The sequence below is a fragment of the Mesorhizobium sp. M0207 genome, assembly GCF_040321995.1.
Lineage (GTDB): Bacteria > Pseudomonadota > Alphaproteobacteria > Rhizobiales > Rhizobiaceae > Mesorhizobium.
Genome location: NZ_JAMYSQ010000001.1, coordinates 151,406 through 173,124, shown reverse-complemented (window position 1 = coordinate 173,124; position 21,719 = coordinate 151,406). Strand labels below are relative to the sequence as shown.

Below are 21,719 nucleotides of genomic sequence, written 5' to 3'. Positions count from 1 at the left end.
TGTTTCCTTTACTTCGCTATATATTTTGAAGGTCAGCTCCCGGTCGAACTTGGTCATTCAGGGTGATTGGGTTTGATCTTATCCCGCAGCGCGGACAGGCTCCTGGAAGGCGGCGAGCGCCGCCTTCAGTCCACCCGGCCCGGTCGCGACAATCTGCGGCGACGGCGAAAAGCCGGCGCCGAGCATCTTGCGGCCAAGCATGTGGTCGCCGGGCCGGTTGACCGATTCGATGCCGAGCAGCCGGCTTCCGGCATAGTGGTAGATCGAGAATTTGTTCTCGGCCACGTCGCCCAGCACGACATGGCTGTCGCCACCCGCAATCAGGCCGACCATCTGCAGCTTCATGTCGCCGATATCGGACCAGAACCACGGCACTGCCGAGTAATTGTCGGTGTGGCCGACGATGGTGCGCGCGGCGAGCCGCGCCTGGTCAGTGGCGTTCTGTACCGATTCCAGCCGCACATCGCCGCCGGTGAACCAGTGCCGGTAGGAGGCGGCATCGCCGATGGCGAGGATTTCCGGCACCGACGTACGCATCTGCTGGTCGACGCGGATGCCGTTGCCGATGGCAATGCCGGCGGCTTCGGCCAGTTCGACATTCGGCACGACGCCAATGCCGATGACGACCATCTGCGCCGGCAATCTTTCGCCGGATGAGGTGATTGCAGCCGAAACACGGCCGTTCTCGTCCTCCAGCCGTTCGATGGTGGTGCCGGTAAGGATGCGCACACCGGTGGCCTCCAGCCGCAGGCGCACATGGCCGGCGATGACCGCTGCCACGGCGCGGCCGAGCAGCCGGTCGACCGCCTCGACCACCGTAACCTTGCGGCCTGCCGCGGTGAGCGTCGCGGCAATTTCCAGGCCGATGAAGCCGCCGCCGAGGATGACGACCTCCTCGCTTTGCGCGCTCAATTCGCGGATCAGGCGGGCATCGCCGAGCGAGCGCAGCGACACAACGCCGGAAAGCTCCGAACCCGGCAGCGGCAGCAGGCGCGGCCGCGCGCCGGTGGCGAGGACAAGCCGGTCGAACGGCAACACACCGCCGCCCGAGATCCCCAGCCTGTGGCCGCCGACATCGATGCGCTCGATCCGGAGGCCTGGCCGGAAGTCGATGGCGCTGCCGGTATAAAAAGCCTCGCCGCGCAACGGCTGCGGCTTTGCTTGCTGATCCTTGATGAAGGTCTTCGACAGCGGCGGCTTGTGGTAGGGCAATTCGTTTTCGTCGCCGACCAGGATCACCGGGCCGTCATAGCCTTCTTCGCGCAGGCTGGCGGCCGCTTGCACGCCCGCATGACCCGCACCGACAATGACGATCCCGTTCTTCATAACAGCCCGATTCCTCATCCAAATCTAGGACGTCTCGCCAGGTGGCGATTGTCCGGCGCCGCCGCAAGAGCGCCGATCCGGGTCGCACCCGGAACGGCCGCCTGTCAACTGCGTCATGCGCCGGCATTCCTCATACGTCGGTGTTAAAGTTGACAGTTCTAGTTTAGAATAATTCTAAACTGTTGTTTCAATTGAAGTTTTTCTATGCCACCAGTTGACATCCGGCGTCTTCGCCGTTTTATGGAAGCTCGCGCGTCAGCGCATCCCTTTGATGTCTGGGCCTTGAACCCTTTCGATTGGAGGCATTTCGGTGTCTTTCTTCCGCGAACCGCGCGATGGCGCGACCCTTCTTTGCCCGCTGGCAACTGCCCGCCGCGGCGCCGGCATTTCATTGATTCCCGAGGAGAGACAGTCATGAGAACGATGATGACCGCGCGGTATGGCGGCAGGCTTGCAGCGATCGGCGCCACCGCGATGCTGACGGCGGCTGTGTTCGTGCTGCCGGCCAAGGCGCAAACCGATGCCAAGGCGGTCATCAAGACCTATTCCGACATTGCGCTCGCCAAATACGAGGATTCGCTGATCACGGCCGAGGCGCTCGACAAGGCTGTCGATGCGCTGCTCGCCAAGCCATCTGCCGAAACGCTGAACGCCGCCCGCGAGGCCTGGAAGGCATCGCGCGTTCCCTATCAGCAGACCGAGGTCTATCGCTTCGGCAATGCCATCGTCGACGACTGGGAAGGCAAGGTGAACTCCTGGCCGCTCGACGAAGGCTTGATCGACTATGTCGCCAAGAGCTACGGCACCGAGTCGGACGCCAACGCGCTCTACACCGCCAATGTGATCGCCAACAAGTCGATCGAGATCAACGGCAAGAAGGTCGACGCCACCGAGCTGACGCCGGAGTTCCTCTCCGGCACACTGCAGGAGGCCGGCGGTATCGAGGCCAATGTGGCGACCGGCTATCACGCCATCGAATTCCTGCTTTGGGGTCAGGACTTACACGGCACCGGTCCGGGCGCCGGCGAACGGCCCTACACCGATTACGACCTCGCCAATTGCACCGGCGGCAATTGCGACCGTCGCGGACAGTATCTGAAATCGGCGAGCGACCTTCTGGTTTCCGATCTAAAGGATATGGTCGACGACTGGAAGGAAGGCGGCGCCGCCCGCAAGAACCTTGTCGATGGCGAGCTGAACGCCGCCATTTCGACCATCTTCACCGGCATGGGCTCGCTGTCCTATGGCGAGCTCGCCGGAGAGCGGATGAAGCTCGGCCTCTTGTTGCACGACCCGGAAGAGGAGCACGATTGCTTCTCCGACAATACCTACAACTCCCATCTTTACGATGCGATCGGCATCCGTGCCGCCTATCACGGCAGCTACAAGCGGCTCGACGGCACTGTCGTCGAGGGGCCGTCGGTGGCCGACATGGTCAAGGCGGTCGACCCGGCGGTTGACAAGGAATTGTCGGACAAACTGGACGTCACCGTCGCCAAGATGGAGGCCATCAAGGCGCGGGTGCTTGCCGGCGAGGCCTATGACCAGCAGATCGGAGAAGGCAACACGGAAGGCAATGCCACTGTGCAGGCGGCGATCGACGGGCTGGTCGATCAGACCAAGTCGATCGAACGCGCCGTCGGTACCCTGAAGCTCAATGCGATAGCCTTCGAGGGCTCGGACAGCCTCGATTCACCGGACAAGGTGTTCCAATAGACTATCGAAACCACCAGCCACGCGACGCAACGAAGCAACGTTAGCCAGAGCGACAAATGCTGATCTGCCATTGCAACATCATCACCGAAAAGGAGATAGAGCAGACGATCGTCGGACTGCTGGATGAGGACCCCTGGCAGCTGATCGTGCCGGCGAAGGTCTATCACGCCATGCACAAGCGCGGTCGCTGTTGCGGCTGCTTCCCAAATGTGGTCGAAACGATCATTCGGGTCACCGAAAATTACCATGCCCGCTCGGCGGCGAGTGGCGTGGACATCGTTTCACACCTGGATCGCGTCAGAGGCCTGCGCGTCCAATACGGGAGCAGAACCCATGAAAGGCGAACAGCAGATCATAGAGCGGCTTAACGAGGCTCTGTTTCTGGAACTTGGGGCGGTCAATCAATACTGGGTGCATTTCCGGCTGCTGGAAGACTGGGGATACGCCAAGCTGGCGAAGAAGGAACGCGCTGAATCGATCGAGGAGATGCACCATGCCGACCGGCTCGTGGCGCGCATCATCTTCCTCGAGGGCCATCCGAACCTGCAGTCCGTGGCGCCGCTGCGCATCGGGCAGAATGTCAAGGAAGTGCTCGAATCCGATCTGGCCGGCGAATATGACGCGCGCACCGCCTACAAGCGTTCGCGCGAGGTTTGTAACGAAGCAGGCGACTACGTGACGATGAAGCTGTTCGAGGAATTGCTGGCTGACGAGGAAGATCACATCGACTTCCTCGAGACGCAACTCGACCTGCTCGCCTCGATCGGCGAAGAAAAGTACGGCCAACTCAACGCAGCGTCGGCCGACGAGGCGGAATAAGGACATGCCGGAATGCGGCGCCCCCTAGATTTCATGCGCCGCTTGCGGCCGGCCGGGCATTGTGGCCTGCCGCCTCAGAAGAAGCCGCGATACGGTATCTTTCGCGGCGCCTTTCTTGCCGTGGTGGCGACGCTCACAGCCTCGGCGCTGGCCGGGGCGCCGCAACCGGCGGGGGTTGCCACCAGCCGCACGGATCTGACGCCGAAGGATCTGGCGCGCGTCATCGCCATCACCAGGCCGACCAGCGATTTCTCCAAGCCCGAGCAATTCGAGCTGATGCAGGGCGGCGCCGGCACCTCGAAGAAGGACGTCAACAAGGACGCCTTCTCGCAATCCTCTGCCAATGTCAGCTTCGAGGAAGAGGGTACCTTCAAGCTCGGCAACGCCATTTTCCGCAAGAACTGGGTGTCCTCGCCATCCTCGACACAAGCCTCGGATGGGCTCGGTCCGTTGTTCAACGAGCGCGCCTGCCAGAACTGTCATCTGAAGGACGGTCGCGGCCATCCGCCCCAAGGCGACAGCGGCACCACCTCGATGTTCCTGCGCCTGGCAAGGGAAGCCAGTACCGAGGAGGAGAAAGCCGCGCTCGCCGATCACAAGGTGCTCAACTTTCCCGACCCGGTCTATGGCACACAACTTCAGGAGCTAGCCGTTCCCGGCCTGCAGGGCGAAGGCAGGATGCATGTCGATTATCAGGAGCAAAAAGTAAAACTGGCGGACGGCAGCGTCGTGTCGCTGCGCAAGCCGAGCTATTCGGTCGAGGGTCTCGCCTACGGGCCGCTCGATCCGCACACCACGCTGTCGCCGCGCATGACACCGCCGATGATCGGCCTTGGCCTGGTCGAGCAGATCGCTCCTGCCGACATCCTTGCGCGTGCCGATGCGGCCGACCGCGATGGTGACGGGATTTCCGGCAGGCCAAACATAATACGCGACGCCAGCAGCGGTGAACTGACGCTCGGCCGTTTCGGCTGGAAGGCGCAGGCGGCATCGATCCGCCAGCAATCGGCGGACGCTTTTGCCGGCGATATTGGCATTTCGACGCCTGAAGTGCCGAAGCACTGGGGCGATTGCAGCGCCGCGGAAAAGACCTGCCTTGGCCTACCTAACGGTGTACAGGAGCGCCTCGGTCCGGTCGAAGCGCCGCCGCCGGTCATGGACCTCGTGACCTTCTATTCGCAAAACCTTGCCGTGCCGGCCCGGCGCGATCTCGACAGACCGGACGTGCTCACCGGCAAAAAACTGTTCTACGATATGGGCTGCATCTCCTGCCATACGCCGAAATTCGTCACCCGCCGCGGCACCCCGAACAAGGCGCAGGCCTTCCAGCTGATCTGGCCTTATTCCGATTTCCTGCTGCATGACATGGGACCTGGTCTTGCCGACGGACAGGCGGTGGGCGAGGCCACGGGAAGCGAATGGCGCACGCCGCCACTGTGGGGCATCGGGCTCACCCAGACCGTCAGCGGCAACACCTTCTTCCTGCATGACGGGCGCGCACGAAGCCTGGCCGAGGCGATTCTGTGGCATGGCGGCGAGGGCCAGAAGGCGCGTGACCGCTTTGCCGCTGCCGATGCGGCCGACCGCGCCGCGCTGATCAAGTTTCTGGAGTCGCTCTGATGCGGAAGCGTCTTGCATTCGCTCTGATGCTGGTCCTCGCCGGTGCGCTGCCGGCATCCGCGGCGGTGAAGGCTTCGGATGTGATCCAGCGGGCGATCGACGGCTTCGTCCGCCCGGCCTATGCCAGACTGCATGACCATGCGGACAGCTTGGCCAAGACCATGCACGCGCTTTGCCAGGCGCCTTCGCAAGACACTCTCGATGCGGCACGCGCCGAATTCTCAGGCGTCGTGGATGCCTGGTCGGTGGTGGAAATCATCCGTTTCGGGCCGATCGCGGAAAACAACCGGCTTGAGCGCATGCTGTTTTGGCCGGACCGCAAGAGCATCGGCCTGAAGCAGGTGCAGGCAGCACTTGCCGGCAAGGATCCGACAGCCGCCGATCCGGCCCAGCTGGCTACAAAGAGCGTCGCCATGCAAGGGCTCGGCGCACTGGAATTCGTCCTCTACGGCGACGGAGCCGGTCAATTGGTCGGCAGGGACGACGCCTATCGCTGCGCCTACGGTGCGGCCATTGCCGGCAATGTCGAGACGATTGCCGGCGAGGTTGGCGATGCCTGGAACGAGCCCAACGGCTTTGCCGCGCTCTGGGCCAATCCGGGTCCGCAGAACGCGCTCTACCACGACGGCACCGAAGCGGTGACCGAACTGGTCGGCGTCTTCATCAACGAGCTGGAAATGGTCCGCGACGTACGCCTGAAAGGCTTCCTGGGCGCCAAGCCGGAGGCCGACAAACCGAAACAGGCGATCTATTGGCGCTCGCAAAACACCGCCCGCTCGCTGACCGGGAATCTGGCGGGCATGGACACGCTGTTCCAGGCCTCGCAGCTTGGCGACGCGCTGCCGCCCGATGCGCGCTGGATGGCAGAATCGGTCCACATCCAGCTCACCAACGGGATCGAGGCGGCCAAGGCGATCAGGGGACCGATCGACAAGGCACTTGCCGATCCGGCGCTGCGCCAGAAGCTCGACTATTTCTCGCTGGTGACATCCAGCCTGACGACCCTGATCGGCACCAGGCTGACCGCCGAATTCGGCCTGACCGCCGGGTTCTCGTCATTGGATGGTGACTGATCATGAGGACGCCGCTGATCGATCGGCGCGATTTCCTGAGGGCCGCAGGCGCTGGTTTCGTAGCGGCGATGGCGCCGTCGGCGTGGGCAAAGACAATCGACGCCGACGCGGTCTTCGCCACCGCTTTCGTCAAGCGCGACGGCAGCTATGGCGCGGCCGTCCTGTCCGAGGCCGGCAAGTTGTTGCACACGATCGATCTGCCCGATCGGGGCCACGACGTTACCTTCGACCCGGTGTCCAAGCGTTCGGTGGTGTTTGCCAGGCAGCCGGGCACCTTTGCTGTCGTCTTCGACCATACCGGCCGCGATAAACCGCACACCATTGCCAGCGTTGCCGGCCGGCATTTCTTCGGCCATGGTGTGTTCTCGGCCGATGGCACGCTGCTCTACGCAACCGAGAACGATTTCGACAATGCCGCCGGCGTCGTCGGCGTCTATGACGCGCATGCGAAATTCAAGCGCATCGGCGAGTTCCCGACCTACGGCGTGGGCCCGCACGAACTTCTGCTTCTCTCCGACGGCAGGACAATCGCTGTCGCCAATGGCGGCATCGAAACGCATCCGGATTATGGCCGCGCCGAGCTCAATATCGCAACGATGAAGCCTTCCTATGTTCTGGTCGACCGCCTTACCGGCGATCTCACCGAAAAGCACGAATTACCGCCGGCGCTGCACCAACTGTCGATCCGCCATATGGATGCCGACCGCTCCGGCACCGTCTGGTTCGGCTGTCAATACAGGGGGCCGGGTACCGATCGTCCGCCACTGCTCGGCCGCGCGGCACGCGGCATGGACCTGAAATTACTCGACATGTCGCAGGACGTGCTCTCCGCCTTCAGGAACTATATCGGCTCGGTCGCCGCCAACCCTGCTGCCGGCACCATCGCGGTGTCTTCGCCTGAGGGCAATTCACTTGCCGTGATCGACGCGGCCAGCGGCCGCATCGTCGCCACCAAGGCGCTGGTCGAGGTTTGCGGCGTTGCAGCCGATGGGGAAAGCTTCATGGCGACGACCGGCGCCGGCGATATCGTCGAGTCCGGTGGCTCGATACATTCCGAGCCGGACTATGTCTGGGACAATCACGTGCTGCGTATCGAGCAGGTCGGCTAGTCCCGATACCTATTGTGGCGATTGCGTGCGTTGGAACTTACATTCTTGGACCCGCGCCGAAGCCAAGTCGCCTGACGATTTATCCATTATTCCCTTGCGGGGATCAGCCCTGGCGGGCAGAGGGAAGCTGTTTTCGAAACTGTCTCAACCGGCCGCTTCATGAAATTGCTTGCCATCGACTGTGCCGCCAATCTCTGCGCCGCCTGCGTCTACGAAGCGGCGGCCGGGAAAGAACTCGGCCGTTCGGTGCTCGATCTCGGTAAGGGTCATGCCGAGCATCTGATGGGTGTCATCGAAAAGGCGTTGGGGACCAGCAGAACCGACTATTCCGGCCTCGGCGCCATTGCCGTTTCGACGGGTCCGGGCTCCTTCACCGGTCTGCGCGTCGGCGTCTCGGCGGCGCGCGGCCTTGCGCTGGCGCTGAAAATCCCGGCGATCGGCGTGACGACTCTGGAGGCCCTGGCGGCGCAAGCGAGAGCGGCATTTCCCGGTCGCGCCGTGCTCGCCGCGCTCGATGCAGGTCGCGAGGAGATCCATGCGGCACTTTACGATGAGAGGTCGGTTCTGATCTTTGGTCCGGCCGTGACCACGCTCTCGCAAGCAGCAGCCATGGCGGTCGACAGATCTGCGGTTCTCGCCGGCACGGCGGCAACCCAAATTGCCGCGGCGGCCGGGCGCAGCTTCGATCTCGGCGGGACGGCGGCCACCGCCGACATCGCCGTCTATGCCCGGCTGGCCGCCGCCCAACGTGCCGGTAAAAAGGGCGAGGGCGAAAAGCCGAAACCGCTCTATCTGCGCGGCGCCGACGCCAAGCCGCAGGCCGGCTTTATTCTATCTAGGCAAAAAAACTGATGCGCATTCCATTCCTCCCGCCGCGTCGCAGGGACTATGCGATCGAGCCGCTGACGGTTGCCGACAGTGCGGCCATGTCGGTGCTGCATCGCGAGGATTTCGCGCGGCCGTGGACCGACGACGAATTCGCCGCGCTGCTCGAGCAGGACACGGTGTTCGGCTATGCCGCGCGCGAGACCGGACAGGGTGCCAAGCCGCCGGTCGGTTTCGTGCTGGCTCGGCTGGCGGCCGGCGAGGGGGAGATCCTGACGGTCGCGGTGGCACGCTCGCATCGGCGCCGGGGGCTCGGCTGGCAATTGATGGATGCGGTGCTGCGTGAACTGCATGCACAGCGCGCCGAGGCACTTTTCCTCGAGGTCGACGAGACCAATGTCGCCGCGATCGCGCTCTACCGGCGGTTCGGCTTCCGCGAGGTCGGCAAGCGCGCCAACTATTACAAGTCGCCGGAGCACGGCCCGACCGGCGCGCTTGTCATGCGCCGCGATCTTCGCTAGCCAAACGCCGGGGTGGTACGGATGATCGGAAAAATCAGGATTTTCCTGGCCCTGGGGCTGGTTGTCGTCGGCTCATTGGTGCTTGTGCCTTTGCAGATACTGTCGATGAGGACCGGACTCTGGCGCGAGACCTTCATCCTGAAGATCTGGCACACAATGATCGTCAGGGCACTGGGGCTGCGCATCCATGTCAAGGGAGCGCTGTCCGGCCAGCGCCCATTGCTGATTGCTGCCAACCACATCTCCTGGACCGACATCATGGTGCTGGGATCGATGGTCGATGTGACGTTCATCGCCAGGGCCGATATGGCCGGCTGGCCGCTGATCGGCATGCTGTCGAAGCTGCAACGCACCGTCTTCATCGAACGTGAGCGCAAACGCTCGTCGGGCGACCAGGCGACCGAGATCGCCGGCCGGATGGCCAAGGGCGACGCCATGGTGCTGTTTGCCGAAGGCTCGACCGGCGACGGCAACATGATCCTGCCGTTCAAGAGCACGCTGTTCGGCGCCGCTACAATGGCGATTGCCGAAGGGGCGGCCGAACAGGTCTTCATCCAGCCGGTGGCCATCGTCTATACGCGCCTGCATGGCGTGCCGCTCGGCCGCCGGCATCGGCCGGTTGCCGCCTGGATCGGCGATGAGGAGCTGATGCCGCACCTCAAGGTGCTGATGGCCGAGGGCGCCCTCGACGTCGAGGTGCATTTTGGCGAGGCGATTGCTTTCTCCAAGGGCTCCAGCCGCAAGGAGACGGCAAAGCAGATGGAACGCCAGGTGCGCGAGATGGTGCAGGCGGCGCTCGCCGAACCGCGCCCGAGCCGGTAGTCTGCGCAGGTTCCGGCCAGATTCGTCTGTTTTTTGTCGGGGAAAGGCGCTAGAAGCCGCGAAATGGAATTGAACACGATAGAACGCGACGACATCGGCGCTGCCGCCGAAAACCTGGTCGTTCCGCCTGCCGCGACCAGAAAGGTCTTCGTCAAGACCTATGGCTGCCAGATGAACGTCTACGATTCGCAGCGCATGACCGATGCTCTGGCGGCCGACGGCTATGCCGCGACAGACGCCATCGGCGAGGCCGATCTGGTGCTGCTCAACACCTGTCACATCCGCGAGAAAGCGGCGGAAAAGGTCTATTCCGAACTTGGGCGCATCCGTGAGCTGAAGGCGGAGCGTGCCAAGGCCGGGCGCGAAATGCTGGTCGGCGTCGCCGGCTGCGTGGCGCAGGCCGAGGGTGCCGAGATCATCCGCCGCTCGCCGGCTGTCGATCTGGTCATCGGTCCGCAGACCTACCACCGGCTGCCCGGGGTACTGGCGAGGGCGCGGAGCGGCGAAAAGATCGTCGAGACCGATTATGCCGTCGAGGACAAGTTCGAGCATCTGCCGCAGCCGAAGCGCGCCGAACTGATCAGGCGCGGCGTGACGGCGTTCTTGACCGTTCAGGAAGGCTGCGACAAGTTCTGCACCTTCTGTGTCGTGCCCTATACGCGCGGCTCGGAAGTCTCGCGGCCGGTGGCACAGATCGTCGCCGAAGCCGAGCGCCTGGCGGATGCCGGCGTGCGCGAGGTGACGCTGCTCGGCCAGAATGTCAACGCCTGGCACGGAAGAGGTGAAGACGGCGAGGAATGGGGCCTTGGCCGGCTGCTGTTCAGGCTGGCAGAGATTCCAGGTCTGGCGCGGCTGCGCTACACGACCAGCCATCCGCGCGACATGGACGATGAATTGATCGCCGCCCATCGTGATTTGCCGACGCTGATGCCCTATCTACATTTACCGGTGCAATCCGGCTCCGACCGCATACTCAAGGCGATGAACCGCAGGCATATGGCCAAGGACTATCTGACGTTGATCGACCGCATCCGTGCCGCACGGAACGACATCGCACTGTCCGGCGATTTTATTGTCGGCTTTCCCGGTGAGACGGAAGCGGATTTCGAGGCGACGATGCAGTTGGTCGAAGACGTCAACTATGCCTCGGCCTTCTCGTTCAAATATTCTCCGCGCCCCGGCACGCCGGGCGCGGAGATGGGCGATCACGTGCCGGAGGCCGTCAAGGACGAGCGCCTGCAGCGGCTGCAGGCGCTGCTTCTGAAACAGCAGCAGCATTTCGGCGCAAGCCTGGTCGGCAGGACTATCGATACGCTGATCGAAAAGCCGGGCCGCCAGGCCGGCCAGAAGGTTGGCCGCTCGCCGTGGCTGCAGCCGGTTATTGTTGATGAAAAGGACGGCGAAATCGGTGACATTATCCAGGTACGAATCACGAAGACGGGCTACAACAGCCTGTTCGCCGAATTGGCCTGAAGGCCTCGGCAGATGAGGAGAGACGGTTGAGCGCTGCTGAAGTCAAGAACCTGCCCCAGAACCTACCCTCCGGGGCCTCGGATATCGCGCACATCGTACTGACTTTCGACAATAACAAGCTTGCCAGCGCCCTTTACGGCCAGTTCGACGAGAATCTGGCCAGGCTCGAGCAGAAGCTCGGCGTCGATATCCGCTCGCGTGGCAACCAATTGACCATCAAGGGCTCTTCCTCGGCCGCCGAGCAGGCGCGCCGCGCCTTGGACAATCTTTACGGCATTCTGCAGAAAGGCACCGATATCGGCCAGTCCGATGTCGACGGCGCCGTGCGCATGGCGATCGCCACCGACGACCAGCTGACGCTGCCGACGCTGGAGCGCAAGGGCAAGGTGTCCGCCGCCCAGATATCGACGCGCAAGAAGACCATCTATGCCCGCTCGCTCAACCAGGACGCCTATATGCGCGCGCTGGAGCGGTCGGAACTCGTCTTCGGCATCGGCCCGGCCGGCACCGGAAAGACCTATCTGGCGGTGGCGCATGCGGCAATGCTGCTCGAACGTGGCATGGTCGAACGCATCGTGCTGTCGCGCCCCGCGGTCGAGGCCGGTGAACGGCTTGGCTTTCTGCCGGGTGACATGAAGGAGAAGGTCGATCCCTATCTGCGGCCGCTCTATGACGCGCTCTACGACATGATGCCGGCCGACAAGGTCGAGCGGGCGATTGCTGCTGAGGTCATCGAGATCGCGCCGCTGGCATTCATGCGCGGCCGTACGCTGGCGCACGCTGCCGTCATCCTCGACGAGGCGCAGAACACCACGCCGATGCAGATGAAGATGTTCCTGACCCGGCTCGGCGAGAACTCGCGCATGATCGTCACCGGCGATCCGACCCAGATCGATCTGCCGCCAAACACCAAATCCGGCCTGGTCGAGGCGCTGAGAATCCTCGACGGCGTCACCGGCATGGTGACCGTACGCTTCAATGAAGGCGACGTCGTCAGGCATCCGCTGGTCGCCGAGATCGTCAAGGCCTACGACCGTGACGGCAAGCTGGCCAGGGGCTTGGGTGTCGAAAGCTGATACGATTATGCGGCCGCATGGCTGAGGAGCAAAAGGCGGGGGGACCGCTTCCCGTCGAGATCGATATCGCGATCGAGGCGGGCGACTGGCCCGACGAGGCGGCGCTGATGCGGCTTGTCGACCGTGCCGTCTCGGCCGCCTTTGCCGAAACCGGTGCGGACGGCCGTTCCGAGCTCAGCATCGTCTTTTCCGACGATGCCCATATCCGTACGCTCAATGCCGGCTGGCGCGGCAAGGACAAGCCGACCAACGTCCTGTCTTTTCCGGCTTTTCCGTTTGCCAGGGGCGGGCCTCTGCCGCCGATGCTCGGCGACATCGTGCTGGCCGCCGAGACTGTCGCGCGCGAGGCGGCACTGGAAGACAAGCCCATCGAGGACCATATCTCCCATCTCGTCATCCATGGCCTGCTGCATTTGCTGGGCTATGATCACGAAACGGATGCCGAAGCGGAACTGATGGAAGCGACAGAGCGCGCAGCACTTGCGAGGCTTGCCATTCCCGATCCCTACACGTAATTACAAAAGACCAATTGACCGGACGATGATGAACGACAAACCAGAGACTGCCGCCCGCTCCGACGCCGGCAGTGTGATCAAGCCTTCCGAAACGACGGAAGAGGGCTCGAGTCCGAGTACCACGACCGGCAGCTTCGCCAGCGAGGCATCGCCTGCCGGTCCTTCCCTGTTCGATCGCGTGCTCGGGCTTTTCAGGCACCGCAACGGCACCAGCCTGCGCGAGGAGATTGCCGGTGCGCTTGCCGAAACGGCGAGCGATGCAGAATCCTTCTCGCCCGGCGAACGCGCCATGCTCAACAACATCCTGCGCCTGCGCGAAGTGCGGGTCGAGGACGTCATGGTGCCGCGCGCCGACATCGAGGCGGTCGAGATCACCACGAAGCTCGGCGACCTTCTGGGGTTGTTCGAGCAGTCCGGCCATTCCCGCATGCCGGTCTATTCGGAGACGCTCGACGATCCGCGCGGCATGGTTCATATCCGCGACGTGCTGGCGCACATCACCAAGGTCGCCCGCGTCAGAAAGGGCAGGACGACCAGGAAAACTCCGGTCGCGACGGTTCTCGATCTCGCCCAGGTCGATCTGGCGCGCACCATAGGCGATCTCAGCCTGATCCGACCGGTGCTGTTCGTGCCGCCGTCGATGCTCGCCTCCGACCTGATGGGGCGAATGCAGACGACGCGCACCCAGATGGCGCTGGTCATCGACGAATATGGCGGCACTGACGGTCTCGTCTCGCTCGAGGATATCGTCGAGATGGTGGTCGGCGACATCGAGGACGAACATGACGAGGACGAGCCGATGATTACCCAGGCCGGCGAAGGCGTCTTCATCGTCGACGGCAAGGCCGAGATCGACGACGTCGCCAAGATGATCGGCGAGGATTTCGCCGCCGGCGAGCACGGCGAATATGTCGACACGATCGGCGGCATGATCTTCAACACGCTTGGCCGGGTGCCGGCGCGCGGCGAAGTGGTGCAGGCCATACCCGGCTTCGAGTTCCATGTGCTCGACGCCGATCCGCGCCGCGTCAAGCGCGTGCGCATCGTCGAGACCCTGAAGGGCGAGCGCCGCCGCCGCGCCGTCCGCACCGAGCAGGCTTGAAAGACGCGGCTTGCCCGATGCCGGTTGAGGACCCGTTCAAGCACTCGACCTTGGGCTCCGGCGTCTTCTACGAGGATACGCAGGCCGCATTGACCTGGCTTGAAAAGGCCTTCGGCTTCGAGCCGAGCATGGTGGTCAGCGATGCAGGTTCGGCGATGGTTATATCATCGTCGATTCCGAATGGGCCGACCATATAGCCAGCCCGGCTTCAGTTACAGGCAAGAACACGCGCGCGATCCTGAAGGCCATGTCTGGACCTTTTCCCAGACTGTCGGCGCTGTCCCACGCGAAGAGGCTGAGCGGCTGGGCGGGCTGAAGATACAAGGCTGGCATCGATAGCTATGAGCGGACTACGTCGCCCGGTTTGGAGCCAAGGCCGCGGCCTGATAAATCTTGCTTCCTGATTCGCACGACTCGGAAGCATAGATGGAGCGCCAGGCCGGCCGGATAATTCTGCTTTGGGGCTGGCGGCGCGCGCTGGTGGCGTTTCTTGCCGGCGCGCTGGCGGTTCTTGCCCAGGCGCCGTACGATTTCTTCGCCGTCTGTTTCGTTTCGTTTCCCCTGCTGGTGTGGCTCCTCGACGGCGCGACCGGCGAAGCCTCGGACGGTTTTCTGCGGCGCTTGCGTCCGGCCTTCGCCATCGGCTGGTGGTTCGGTTTCGGCTACTTTCTTGCCGGTCTCTGGTGGGTCGGCTCGGCGCTTCTGGTCGAGGCCGACAGCTTTGCCTGGGCCTTGCCGTTCGCGGTGGTCGGCATCCCCCTCGCGCTCGCCTTCTTCTATGGTTTCGCCGCCGTGGTCGCCCGGCTGTTGTGGAGCAACGACATCGGACGCATCGCCGCGCTCGCCTTCGGCTTTGCGCTGGCGGAATGGCTGCGCGGCTTCCTGTTCACCGGCTTTCCGTGGAATGCCGTCGGCTATGCGGCGATGCCGGTACCTTTGCTGATGCAGAGCGTCTCGGTGACCGGCATGGTCGGCATGGACGCGCTTGCGGTCTTCGTCTTTGCGCTGCCGGCGCTGCTTGCGGCGCGCCGGCATCTCCGCCTCGGCGCGGCATTGCTTGTCGTGCTCGTCGCCGCCCATGCCGGCTTCGGCTATATCCGGCTCGCCGCCCCCGAAAAGCCGGCCGCCCGCAGCCTTGACGTCCGTATAGTGCAGCCTGCCGTCGACCTTACCGAAAAATGGGATACCTCGGTGCGTGACCGTATCTTCGCCACCATGATGGGGCTTTCGGCCAAGGCGCCGGAGCCCGGCCATGACAGGCCGCAATTGATTCTGTGGCCGGAGACCTCCGTGCCGTTTCTGTTCACCGAACGTCCGGATGCCCTGCCTGCGATCGGAGAAATGCTTGGCGATGGCCAGATGCTGGTCGCCGGCGTCGTTCGCGAGGAAGGCGGCTCGGCGGCCGGCAGCCGTTACTACAACTCTGTGGTGGCGATCGACGAAAGGGGCGAAATCGTCGATGCCGTCGACAAGGTCCACCTGGTACCCTTCGGCGAATACCTGCCTTTCGCCGATCTGCTCGGCCGCTTCGGGCTTGAGCAGCTTGTTGCCGGTCCAATGACCTTCGCGGCGGGCAATGAGCGGCATCCGATCGCGCTGCCCGGCGGTATCCGGGCGCTGCCGTTTATTTGCTATGAGGTCATCTTTCCCGATCTGGTCGCAGTTGACGCAACGTCAGCCGAGCTTATTGTGAACGTCACCAATGACGCCTGGTTCGGCGACACGCCGGGGCCGTACCAGCACTTCAGGCAGGCGCAGATCCGGGCGGTGGAGAATGGGGTGCCCCTGTTGCGCGCGGCTAATAACGGCATTTCGGCCGTTGTCGACCCACGCGGTCGCATCGTCGACGCGCTGGCAATCGATGCACGCGGCGCGATCGATGTGCGTGTGCCGATCTCCGACCAAGCCATCGTTTCCTCCGGCCAACGACGCATTAACGGAATGCTGATCATGTTTTTGCTTGCCGTTGCGGCATGCATTTTGAACGTAAGGCAAAGGCTACGGGCGAATTGACAGCCGACACATTAGAAACTCATACTGTAAGCGCCTGAAAATTTTCGAAGTCGATAAGGTCGTTCTGTTGGGGCACGGGCCGCGGCGTCGTTTGGGCAGCAAAATAGAAAAAGCCGGAAAAATTCGGCGAGGAAAAAATGACAGAAGAAAACAAGAAAAAGCCGAATCCGATCGACATCCACGTCGGAAGCCGCATCCGGCTTCGCCGCAATATGCTGGGAATGAGCCAGGAAAAACTGGGTGAAAACCTCGGCATAACGTTCCAGCAGATCCAAAAGTACGAAAAGGGCACCAATCGCGTCGGCGCCAGCCGTTTGCAGGCAATCGCCTCCATACTCGGCGTCCCCGTCGCCTTCTTTTTCGAGGATGCGCCCGGTCAGGAGCCCGTGGGCAACCGTGGATTTGCCGAGGATGCTTCGATGACCTCCGCCGTCGAATTCTGCGGCAGCCCGGAAGGCCTCCAGCTGAATCGCGCCTTCGTCAAGATCGCCGATGTGAAAGTGCGCCGCAAGATCATCGAGTTGGTGAAGTCGCTTTCCACCGACGAAGTCGATTGACTGGCCCGTGAAGAGTTCAACAAGGAAGGGCTCGTCGTAGCTGGGCATGCAATTTCTCGCGGCTGCGCGCATTGAGGGATGTTCATTCCGCAGATGCGCTAAAGCGCAGATCGATTTCGCTCGACTCGCTTCCTGGAAGCCGTTTTCCTCAGTCTGTTGCGCAAGGGCTGATCGCAGTGCGCCCTGCCGCCGTCTCGGGATGCAAGGATAATAACGTCAAAATTCATGCCAGAACGGCTGCATGGCTTGACTAGCGACGCCCGGCACCGTTAACAACTGGCGCGCCAAAATCGGCGGCCTGCCGATATTTTTTTCAAGAGGGGACACCCGTGACGCGGCACAATTACTTCTTCACCTCGGAATCCGTTGCCGAGGGCCATCCCGACAAGGTCTGCGACCGCATCTCCGACGAGATTGTCGATCTCGTCTATCGCGAAGCCAGAAAGACCGGCATGGACCCGTGGAAGGTCCGCGTTGCCTGCGAGACGCTTGCGACGACCAATCGCGTTGTCATCGCCGGCGAGGTGCGCGTCCCCGAGACGCTGCTCAAGAAGGACAAGGAGGGCAACGTCCTGAAGGATGCGGCCGGCCATCCGATCGTCAACCCGGCCAAGTTCAAGTCGGTCGCTCGCAAGGCGATCCGCGAAATCGGCTACGAGCAGGCCGGCTTCCACTGGAAGACAGCCAAGATCGAGGTCCTGCTGCACGGCCAGTCGCCGGATATCGGCCAAGGCGTCGACAACGCCTCCGACCGGCAAGGCGAGGAGGGAGCCGGCGACCAGGGCATCATGTTTGGCTATGCCTGCCGCGAAACCCCGGACTTGATGCCGGCGCCGATCTATTACAGCCACAAGATCCTCGAATTGCTGGCGGCTGCGCGCCATGAAGGCAGCGGTGATGCCGGCAGGCTCGGGCCGGATGCCAAGAGCCAGGTCACCGTCCGCTATGTCGACGGCAAAGCGGCGGAAGTGACGCAGATCGTGCTGTCGACCCAGCATCTCGATGAGACGTGGGATTCGAAGAAGGTGCGCAACGTCGTCGAGCCCTATATTCGCGAAGCACTGGGCGACCTGAAGATTGCCGACAATTGCAACTGGTACATCAATCCGACCGGCAAGTTCGTCATCGGCGGGCCTGATGGCGACGCCGGCCTGACCGGCCGCAAGATCATCGTCGACACTTATGGCGGGGCTGCGCCTCATGGCGGCGGCGCTTTTTCTGGCAAGGACACCACCAAGGTCGACCGCTCGGCGGCCTATGCGGCGCGTTATCTCGCCAAGAACGTGGTTGCCGCAAAGCTCGCCGATCGCTGCACCATCCAGCTTTCCTATGCGATCGGTGTCGCCCAGCCGCTGTCGATCTACGTCGACCTGCACGGCACCGGCAAGGTCGACGAGGCAAAACTCGAGCGTGCACTGCGCGCCGTGATGGACCTGTCGCCGTCCGGCATCCGCCGCCACCTCGATCTCAACAAGCCGATCTATGCCAAGACGTCGTCCTACGGCCATTTTGGCCGCAAGGCCGGCCGCGACGGATCCTTCTCCTGGGAGAAGACCGATCTCGCCAAGGCGCTCAAGGATGCTCTCGCCGAACCGGTCGCCGAAGCAGTCGCCGCCTAACCGCGGCGCCTATGGATCCGAAGGACCGGCCAAGCCGTGCGACCGAGGCCTTTTTCGGTCGCCGGCGCGGCAAGACCATTCGACCACAACAGGCAGCGGCGCTGGAGAGCGGCTTCGCCGCCTACAGGCTCGATCTGACGGTTGAACCGCCGGCCGACCTGCGCAGCCTTTTCGAAGCCGAAGTTTCGGCTGTCCAGCTCGAAATCGGTTTTGGCGGCGGCGAACATCTTCTGCACCGTGCTACGGCAAGCCAGGCGACCGGCTTTATCGGCGTCGAGCCTTTCGTCAACGGCATGGCCAAGATGATGATGGCGGTCCGGGAGCGGCCGCTTGCCAATCTGCGCGTCTATGACGACGACGCCACACGTCTGCTGGACTGGCTGCCGCAGGCTTCGCTTGACGGCATTGACCTTCTCTATCCGGATCCGTGGCCGAAGAAGAAGCACTGGAAGCGGCGCTTCGTCAGCCCGGTCAATCTCGACCGCTTCGCGGGCGTCCTGAAGCACGGCGGAAAGTTCCACTTTGCGTCCGATATCGACAGCTATGTGAACTGGACGCTCCTGCATTGCCGGGCGCACGACGCCTTCACGTGGCAGGCAAGCGAAGCAGCCGACTGGCACCGGCCCTATGATGGCTGGCCGGGGACGCGCTATGAGGCCAAGGCCATTCGCGAAGGCCGACGGCCCGCCTATCTCACCTTCGTGCGGAAATAGGCGGGAAATTAGAGCTGAGCACAAGGCGAGCCGGCCGAAGGCTCTCGGCGGCCACCTGGCTCAGAAGCGACGGATCTTGTTGAAGGCTGCCGGCTCCATGCCGAGATTGCGCAGATCATGCGCACGCGGCTTGCGACCGCGTTCCACAGCCCGCGACGCGGCTACGGCGCTGCCGAACACGCTAAAGACATCGCCTATGGCTGAAAAAAATCCACGATTGTTCATGATGGGACCCTTTCGAGCGCAGTGAGCGCTCCAATTGTGCAATGCAACGTAGATAGTCGTGCGTGGCCGGTGCTCAAACGGTGATCACTGCATGGGCGCCATGCATTTGGAGCAGCGCTGCGGACTCGGAGCCTTGCCGTCATGCAGGACGGGCTTGAAACGAGGACCACGATCGTCTATATCAGCTTCAAATTCTTGGTCGGTATGACGAAGAGTGGGTCCACCCGGTCCCGCTCTTTTTTATTACCTGCCGACCGACAGAAATCGAGTGACAGGACCGAATGACAGTGACGGCAACCGAAGGCGACGACCGCATCATCCGCGAAAGCGGCATCGATGCGCGCATCGCGCTGATCGTTCAGCCGGTACTGCGCGCCATTGGCTTCCGCTTGGTACGTGTGCACTTGTCGGGCCAGAACGGGCTGACGCTGCAGATCATGGCCGAGCGCGAGGACGGCACCATGACGGTCGAGGATTGTGAAGAGGTCAGCCGGGCGGTATCGCCGGCGCTCGATGTCGATGATCCGATCGAGAAGGCTTATCATCTCGAAGTGTCGTCGCCGGGCATCGACCGGCCGCTGGTCCGCAAATCGGACTTTGCAGCCTGGACCGGCCATCTGGTGAAGATGGAAACGTCGGTTCTCGTCGCCGACCGTAAGCGCTTCAAGGGCAAGATCGCCGAAAGCGACGCGGACGGTGTGCTGATCGAGCGTGACAAGGCCGCTTACGGCGAGGAGCCGACGGTACGTGTTCCCTACGATGCGATTGCCGAAGCGCGGCTGATTCTGACCGACGACCTTATCCGCGATGCGCTGTCGAAGGACAATCGGGCGCGCAAGGAAGCCAGGAAACGCCGCGGCGAACCCGAAGACGCACCAGAGGGTGCGGAAGACGAAACCGAACAGGAAATGTGATTGGGCTGCCGGCCGTAAAGGTCGGCAACAAGCTCGGGAGAAAGAAGATGGTTGTAAGCGCCAACAGGCTTGAACTGCTGCAGATCGCCGATGCGGTCGCGCGTGAAAAGTCGATCGACAAGTCGATCGTCATCGCCGCCATGGCCGATGCGATCCAGAAGGCCGCGCGCTCGCGCTACGGCCAGGAAACCAATATCCGCGCCGACATCAATGCCAACACCGGCGAGATGAAGCTGCAGCGGCTGATGGAAGTGGTCGAGAAGGTCGATGACTACGCGACGCAGATTGCCATTTCCTCGGCGCGCGAGCGCAATCCGGACGCCCAGCTCGGCGATTTCATTGCCGAACAGCTACCGCCGATGGATTTTGGCCGCATCGCCGCCCAGTCGGCCAAGCAGGTCATCGTGCAGAAGGTGCGCGAGGCCGAGCGCGACCGGCAATATGACGAATACAAGGACCGTATCGGCGAGATCGTCAACGGTACCGTCAAGCGCGTCGAATACGGCAACGTCATCGTCGATCTCGGCCGCGGCGAAGCGATCATCCGCCGCGACGAGCTGATTCCGCGCGAAAACTACAAGTATGGCGATCGCGTCCGTGCCTATGTCTATGACGTGCGCCGCGAACAGCGCGGCCCGCAGATCTTCCTGTCGCGCACCCATCCGCAGTTCATGGCGAAGCTGTTCACCATGGAAGTGCCGGAAATCTACGACGGCATCATCGAGATCAAGTCGGTCGCCCGCGATCCGGGTTCGCGCGCCAAGATCGCTGTCATCTCGCGCGACAGCTCCATCGATCCGGTCGGTGCCTGCGTCGGTATGCGCGGCAGCCGCGTCCAGGCGGTCGTCGGTGAATTGCAGGGCGAGAAGATCGACATCATTCCTTGGTCGCCTTCGGCGGCGTCCTTCATTGTCAATGCATTGCAGCCGGCGGAAGTCGCCAAGGTCGTGCTCGACGAGGATGCCGAGCGCATCGAGGTCGTCGTTCCCGACGATCAGCTGTCGCTGGCCATCGGCCGCCGCGGCCAGAACGTCCGTCTTGCCTCGCAGCTCACCGGCTGGGATATCGACATCCTGACCGAGCAGGAAGAGAGCGAACGCCGCCAGAAGGAATTCGTCGAACGGTCGTCGCTGTTCATGGAAGCCCTCGACGTCGACGAGATGGTCGGCCAGGTGCTCGCTTCCGAAGGCTTCACCAGCGTCGAGGAGGTCGCGTATGTCGACTCCGGCGAAATCGCGTCGATCGACGGCTTCGACGAGGACACGGCTTCGGAAATCCAGACCCGCGCCCGCGAATATCTGGAGAAGATCGAAGCCCAGCATGACGAGAAGCGCAAGGCGCTCGGCGTCAAGGACGAGCTGCGCGAGATCCCCGGCATCACCACCGCCATGATGGTGACGCTCGGCGAGGACGGCGTGAAGACGATCGAGGATTTCGCCGGCTACGCCGCCGACGACCTGACCGGTTGGAAGGAACGCAAGGACGGCGAGACGAAGGTATTCCCGGGTGTGCTCGCCAACCACGGCGTATCACGCGCCGATGCCGAGCAGATGGTCCTGGCCGCTCGCCTGAAGGCTGGCTGGATCACCGAAGACGAGCTTGCCGCCGAGGGCGTGCCGGCTGACGAAACCGTCGGTGCGTGAGGTGAAACCGCATCGCACCGAACCCGCCCTTGGACGAG

General features: G+C 62.9%; 22 protein-coding genes. 20 read left to right on the top strand and 2 right to left on the bottom strand.

Annotation, left to right across the window (positions count from 1 at the left end):
* Positions 1-78 precede the first annotated feature (78 nt).
* Complete coding sequence (locus tag NKJ15_RS00830) at positions 79-1,326, bottom strand: NAD(P)/FAD-dependent oxidoreductase (RefSeq protein WP_352767063.1); 1,248 nt, start codon at positions 1,324-1,326, stop codon at positions 79-81.
* A 426-nt stretch (positions 1,327-1,752) separates the two neighbouring features.
* On the opposite strand from NKJ15_RS00830, the gene NKJ15_RS00825 reads away from it, so the two are divergent.
* The 18 genes from NKJ15_RS00825 (at position 1,753) to trmB (ending at position 18,899) form a co-directional block, all read left to right on the top strand.
* A complete protein-coding gene (locus NKJ15_RS00825; RefSeq protein ID WP_352814098.1) occupies positions 1,753-3,042 on the top strand; it encodes an imelysin family protein in 1,290 nt (429 codons plus the stop codon).
* Between the two features lie 56 nt (positions 3,043-3,098).
* On the top strand, positions 3,099-3,410 hold the full coding sequence (locus NKJ15_RS00820; protein ID WP_023676882.1) for a (2Fe-2S)-binding protein: 312 nt from the start codon (positions 3,099-3,101) through the stop codon (positions 3,408-3,410).
* Complete coding sequence (gene bfr / locus NKJ15_RS00815) at positions 3,376-3,861, top strand: bacterioferritin (RefSeq protein ID WP_352767061.1); 486 nt, start codon at positions 3,376-3,378, stop codon at positions 3,859-3,861. The genes NKJ15_RS00820 and bfr overlap by 35 nt, the downstream gene beginning before the upstream one ends.
* Before the next feature lie 12 nt (positions 3,862-3,873).
* Positions 3,874-5,481, top strand: coding sequence for a di-heme oxidoreductase family protein (locus tag NKJ15_RS00810; RefSeq protein WP_352767059.1), 1,608 nt, complete (start codon positions 3,874-3,876; stop codon positions 5,479-5,481).
* Complete coding sequence (locus NKJ15_RS00805) at positions 5,481-6,554, top strand: imelysin family protein (RefSeq protein WP_352767057.1); 1,074 nt, start codon at positions 5,481-5,483, stop codon at positions 6,552-6,554. Before NKJ15_RS00810 ends, NKJ15_RS00805 begins: the two co-directional genes overlap by 1 nt.
* Positions 6,555-6,556: 2 nt before the next feature.
* The gene (locus NKJ15_RS00800; RefSeq protein ID WP_352767055.1) at positions 6,557-7,663 is read left to right on the top strand and encodes a DUF1513 domain-containing protein; all 1,107 of its coding nucleotides are present in this window, start codon (positions 6,557-6,559) and stop codon (positions 7,661-7,663) included.
* A 159-nt stretch (positions 7,664-7,822) separates the two neighbouring features.
* Positions 7,823-8,515 (top strand): tRNA (adenosine(37)-N6)-threonylcarbamoyltransferase complex dimerization subunit type 1 TsaB, encoded by a 693-nt coding sequence (gene tsaB, locus NKJ15_RS00795; protein WP_352767053.1) that lies wholly within the window; start codon positions 7,823-7,825, stop codon positions 8,513-8,515.
* Entirely contained in the window at positions 8,515-9,009 is a 495-nt protein-coding gene (gene rimI, locus NKJ15_RS00790; RefSeq protein ID WP_352767051.1) for a ribosomal protein S18-alanine N-acetyltransferase, read from the top strand. Before tsaB ends, rimI begins: the two co-directional genes overlap by 1 nt.
* Before the next feature lie 21 nt (positions 9,010-9,030).
* Entirely contained in the window at positions 9,031-9,831 is an 801-nt protein-coding gene (gene olsA / locus NKJ15_RS00785; protein ID WP_352767049.1) for a lyso-ornithine lipid O-acyltransferase, read from the top strand.
* A gap of 63 nt (positions 9,832-9,894) precedes the next feature.
* Positions 9,895-11,304: a tRNA (N6-isopentenyl adenosine(37)-C2)-methylthiotransferase MiaB gene (miaB, locus tag NKJ15_RS00780; protein WP_352813712.1), complete on the top strand. Its 1,410-nt coding sequence runs from the start codon at positions 9,895-9,897 to the stop codon at positions 11,302-11,304.
* 26 nt (positions 11,305-11,330) lie between these two features.
* Entirely contained in the window at positions 11,331-12,380 is a 1,050-nt protein-coding gene (locus tag NKJ15_RS00775; protein ID WP_352541253.1) for a PhoH family protein, read from the top strand.
* Between the two features lie 17 nt (positions 12,381-12,397).
* Positions 12,398-12,895, top strand: coding sequence for an rRNA maturation RNase YbeY (gene ybeY / locus NKJ15_RS00770; protein WP_352470060.1), 498 nt, complete (start codon positions 12,398-12,400; stop codon positions 12,893-12,895).
* 28 nt (positions 12,896-12,923) lie between these two features.
* Positions 12,924-13,997, top strand: coding sequence for a hemolysin family protein (locus NKJ15_RS00765; protein WP_352613880.1), 1,074 nt, complete (start codon positions 12,924-12,926; stop codon positions 13,995-13,997).
* Between the two features lie 17 nt (positions 13,998-14,014).
* Positions 14,015-14,194, top strand: coding sequence for a VOC family protein (locus NKJ15_RS00760; protein WP_352767044.1), 180 nt, complete (start codon positions 14,015-14,017; stop codon positions 14,192-14,194).
* A 229-nt stretch (positions 14,195-14,423) separates the two neighbouring features.
* Positions 14,424-16,010, top strand: coding sequence for an apolipoprotein N-acyltransferase (lnt, locus tag NKJ15_RS00755; RefSeq protein WP_352541257.1), 1,587 nt, complete (start codon positions 14,424-14,426; stop codon positions 16,008-16,010).
* A gap of 137 nt (positions 16,011-16,147) precedes the next feature.
* The gene (locus NKJ15_RS00750; protein ID WP_023676895.1) at positions 16,148-16,567 is read left to right on the top strand and encodes a helix-turn-helix domain-containing protein; all 420 of its coding nucleotides are present in this window, start codon (positions 16,148-16,150) and stop codon (positions 16,565-16,567) included.
* 329 nt (positions 16,568-16,896) lie between these two features.
* The gene (metK, locus tag NKJ15_RS00745) at positions 16,897-18,186 is read left to right on the top strand and encodes a methionine adenosyltransferase (protein WP_023676896.1); all 1,290 of its coding nucleotides are present in this window, start codon (positions 16,897-16,899) and stop codon (positions 18,184-18,186) included.
* Positions 18,187-18,197: 11 nt separating this feature from the next.
* Complete coding sequence (trmB, locus tag NKJ15_RS00740) at positions 18,198-18,899, top strand: tRNA (guanine(46)-N(7))-methyltransferase TrmB (RefSeq protein ID WP_352813710.1); 702 nt, start codon at positions 18,198-18,200, stop codon at positions 18,897-18,899.
* 60 nt (positions 18,900-18,959) lie between these two features.
* Here trmB and NKJ15_RS00735 read toward each other — a convergent pair whose 3' ends face one another.
* Positions 18,960-19,124: a hypothetical protein gene (locus NKJ15_RS00735; RefSeq protein WP_352470065.1), complete on the bottom strand. Its 165-nt coding sequence runs from the start codon at positions 19,122-19,124 to the stop codon at positions 18,960-18,962.
* 281 nt (positions 19,125-19,405) lie between these two features.
* Between NKJ15_RS00735 and rimP the strand changes: the two genes are divergently transcribed.
* Both rimP and nusA read left to right on the top strand, forming a co-directional pair.
* The gene (gene rimP / locus NKJ15_RS00730; RefSeq protein ID WP_352813708.1) at positions 19,406-20,038 is read left to right on the top strand and encodes a ribosome maturation factor RimP; all 633 of its coding nucleotides are present in this window, start codon (positions 19,406-19,408) and stop codon (positions 20,036-20,038) included.
* A 47-nt stretch (positions 20,039-20,085) separates the two neighbouring features.
* A complete protein-coding gene (gene nusA / locus NKJ15_RS00725) occupies positions 20,086-21,681 on the top strand; it encodes a transcription termination factor NusA (protein ID WP_352681242.1) in 1,596 nt (531 codons plus the stop codon).
* Positions 21,682-21,719: the final 38 nt, after the last annotated feature.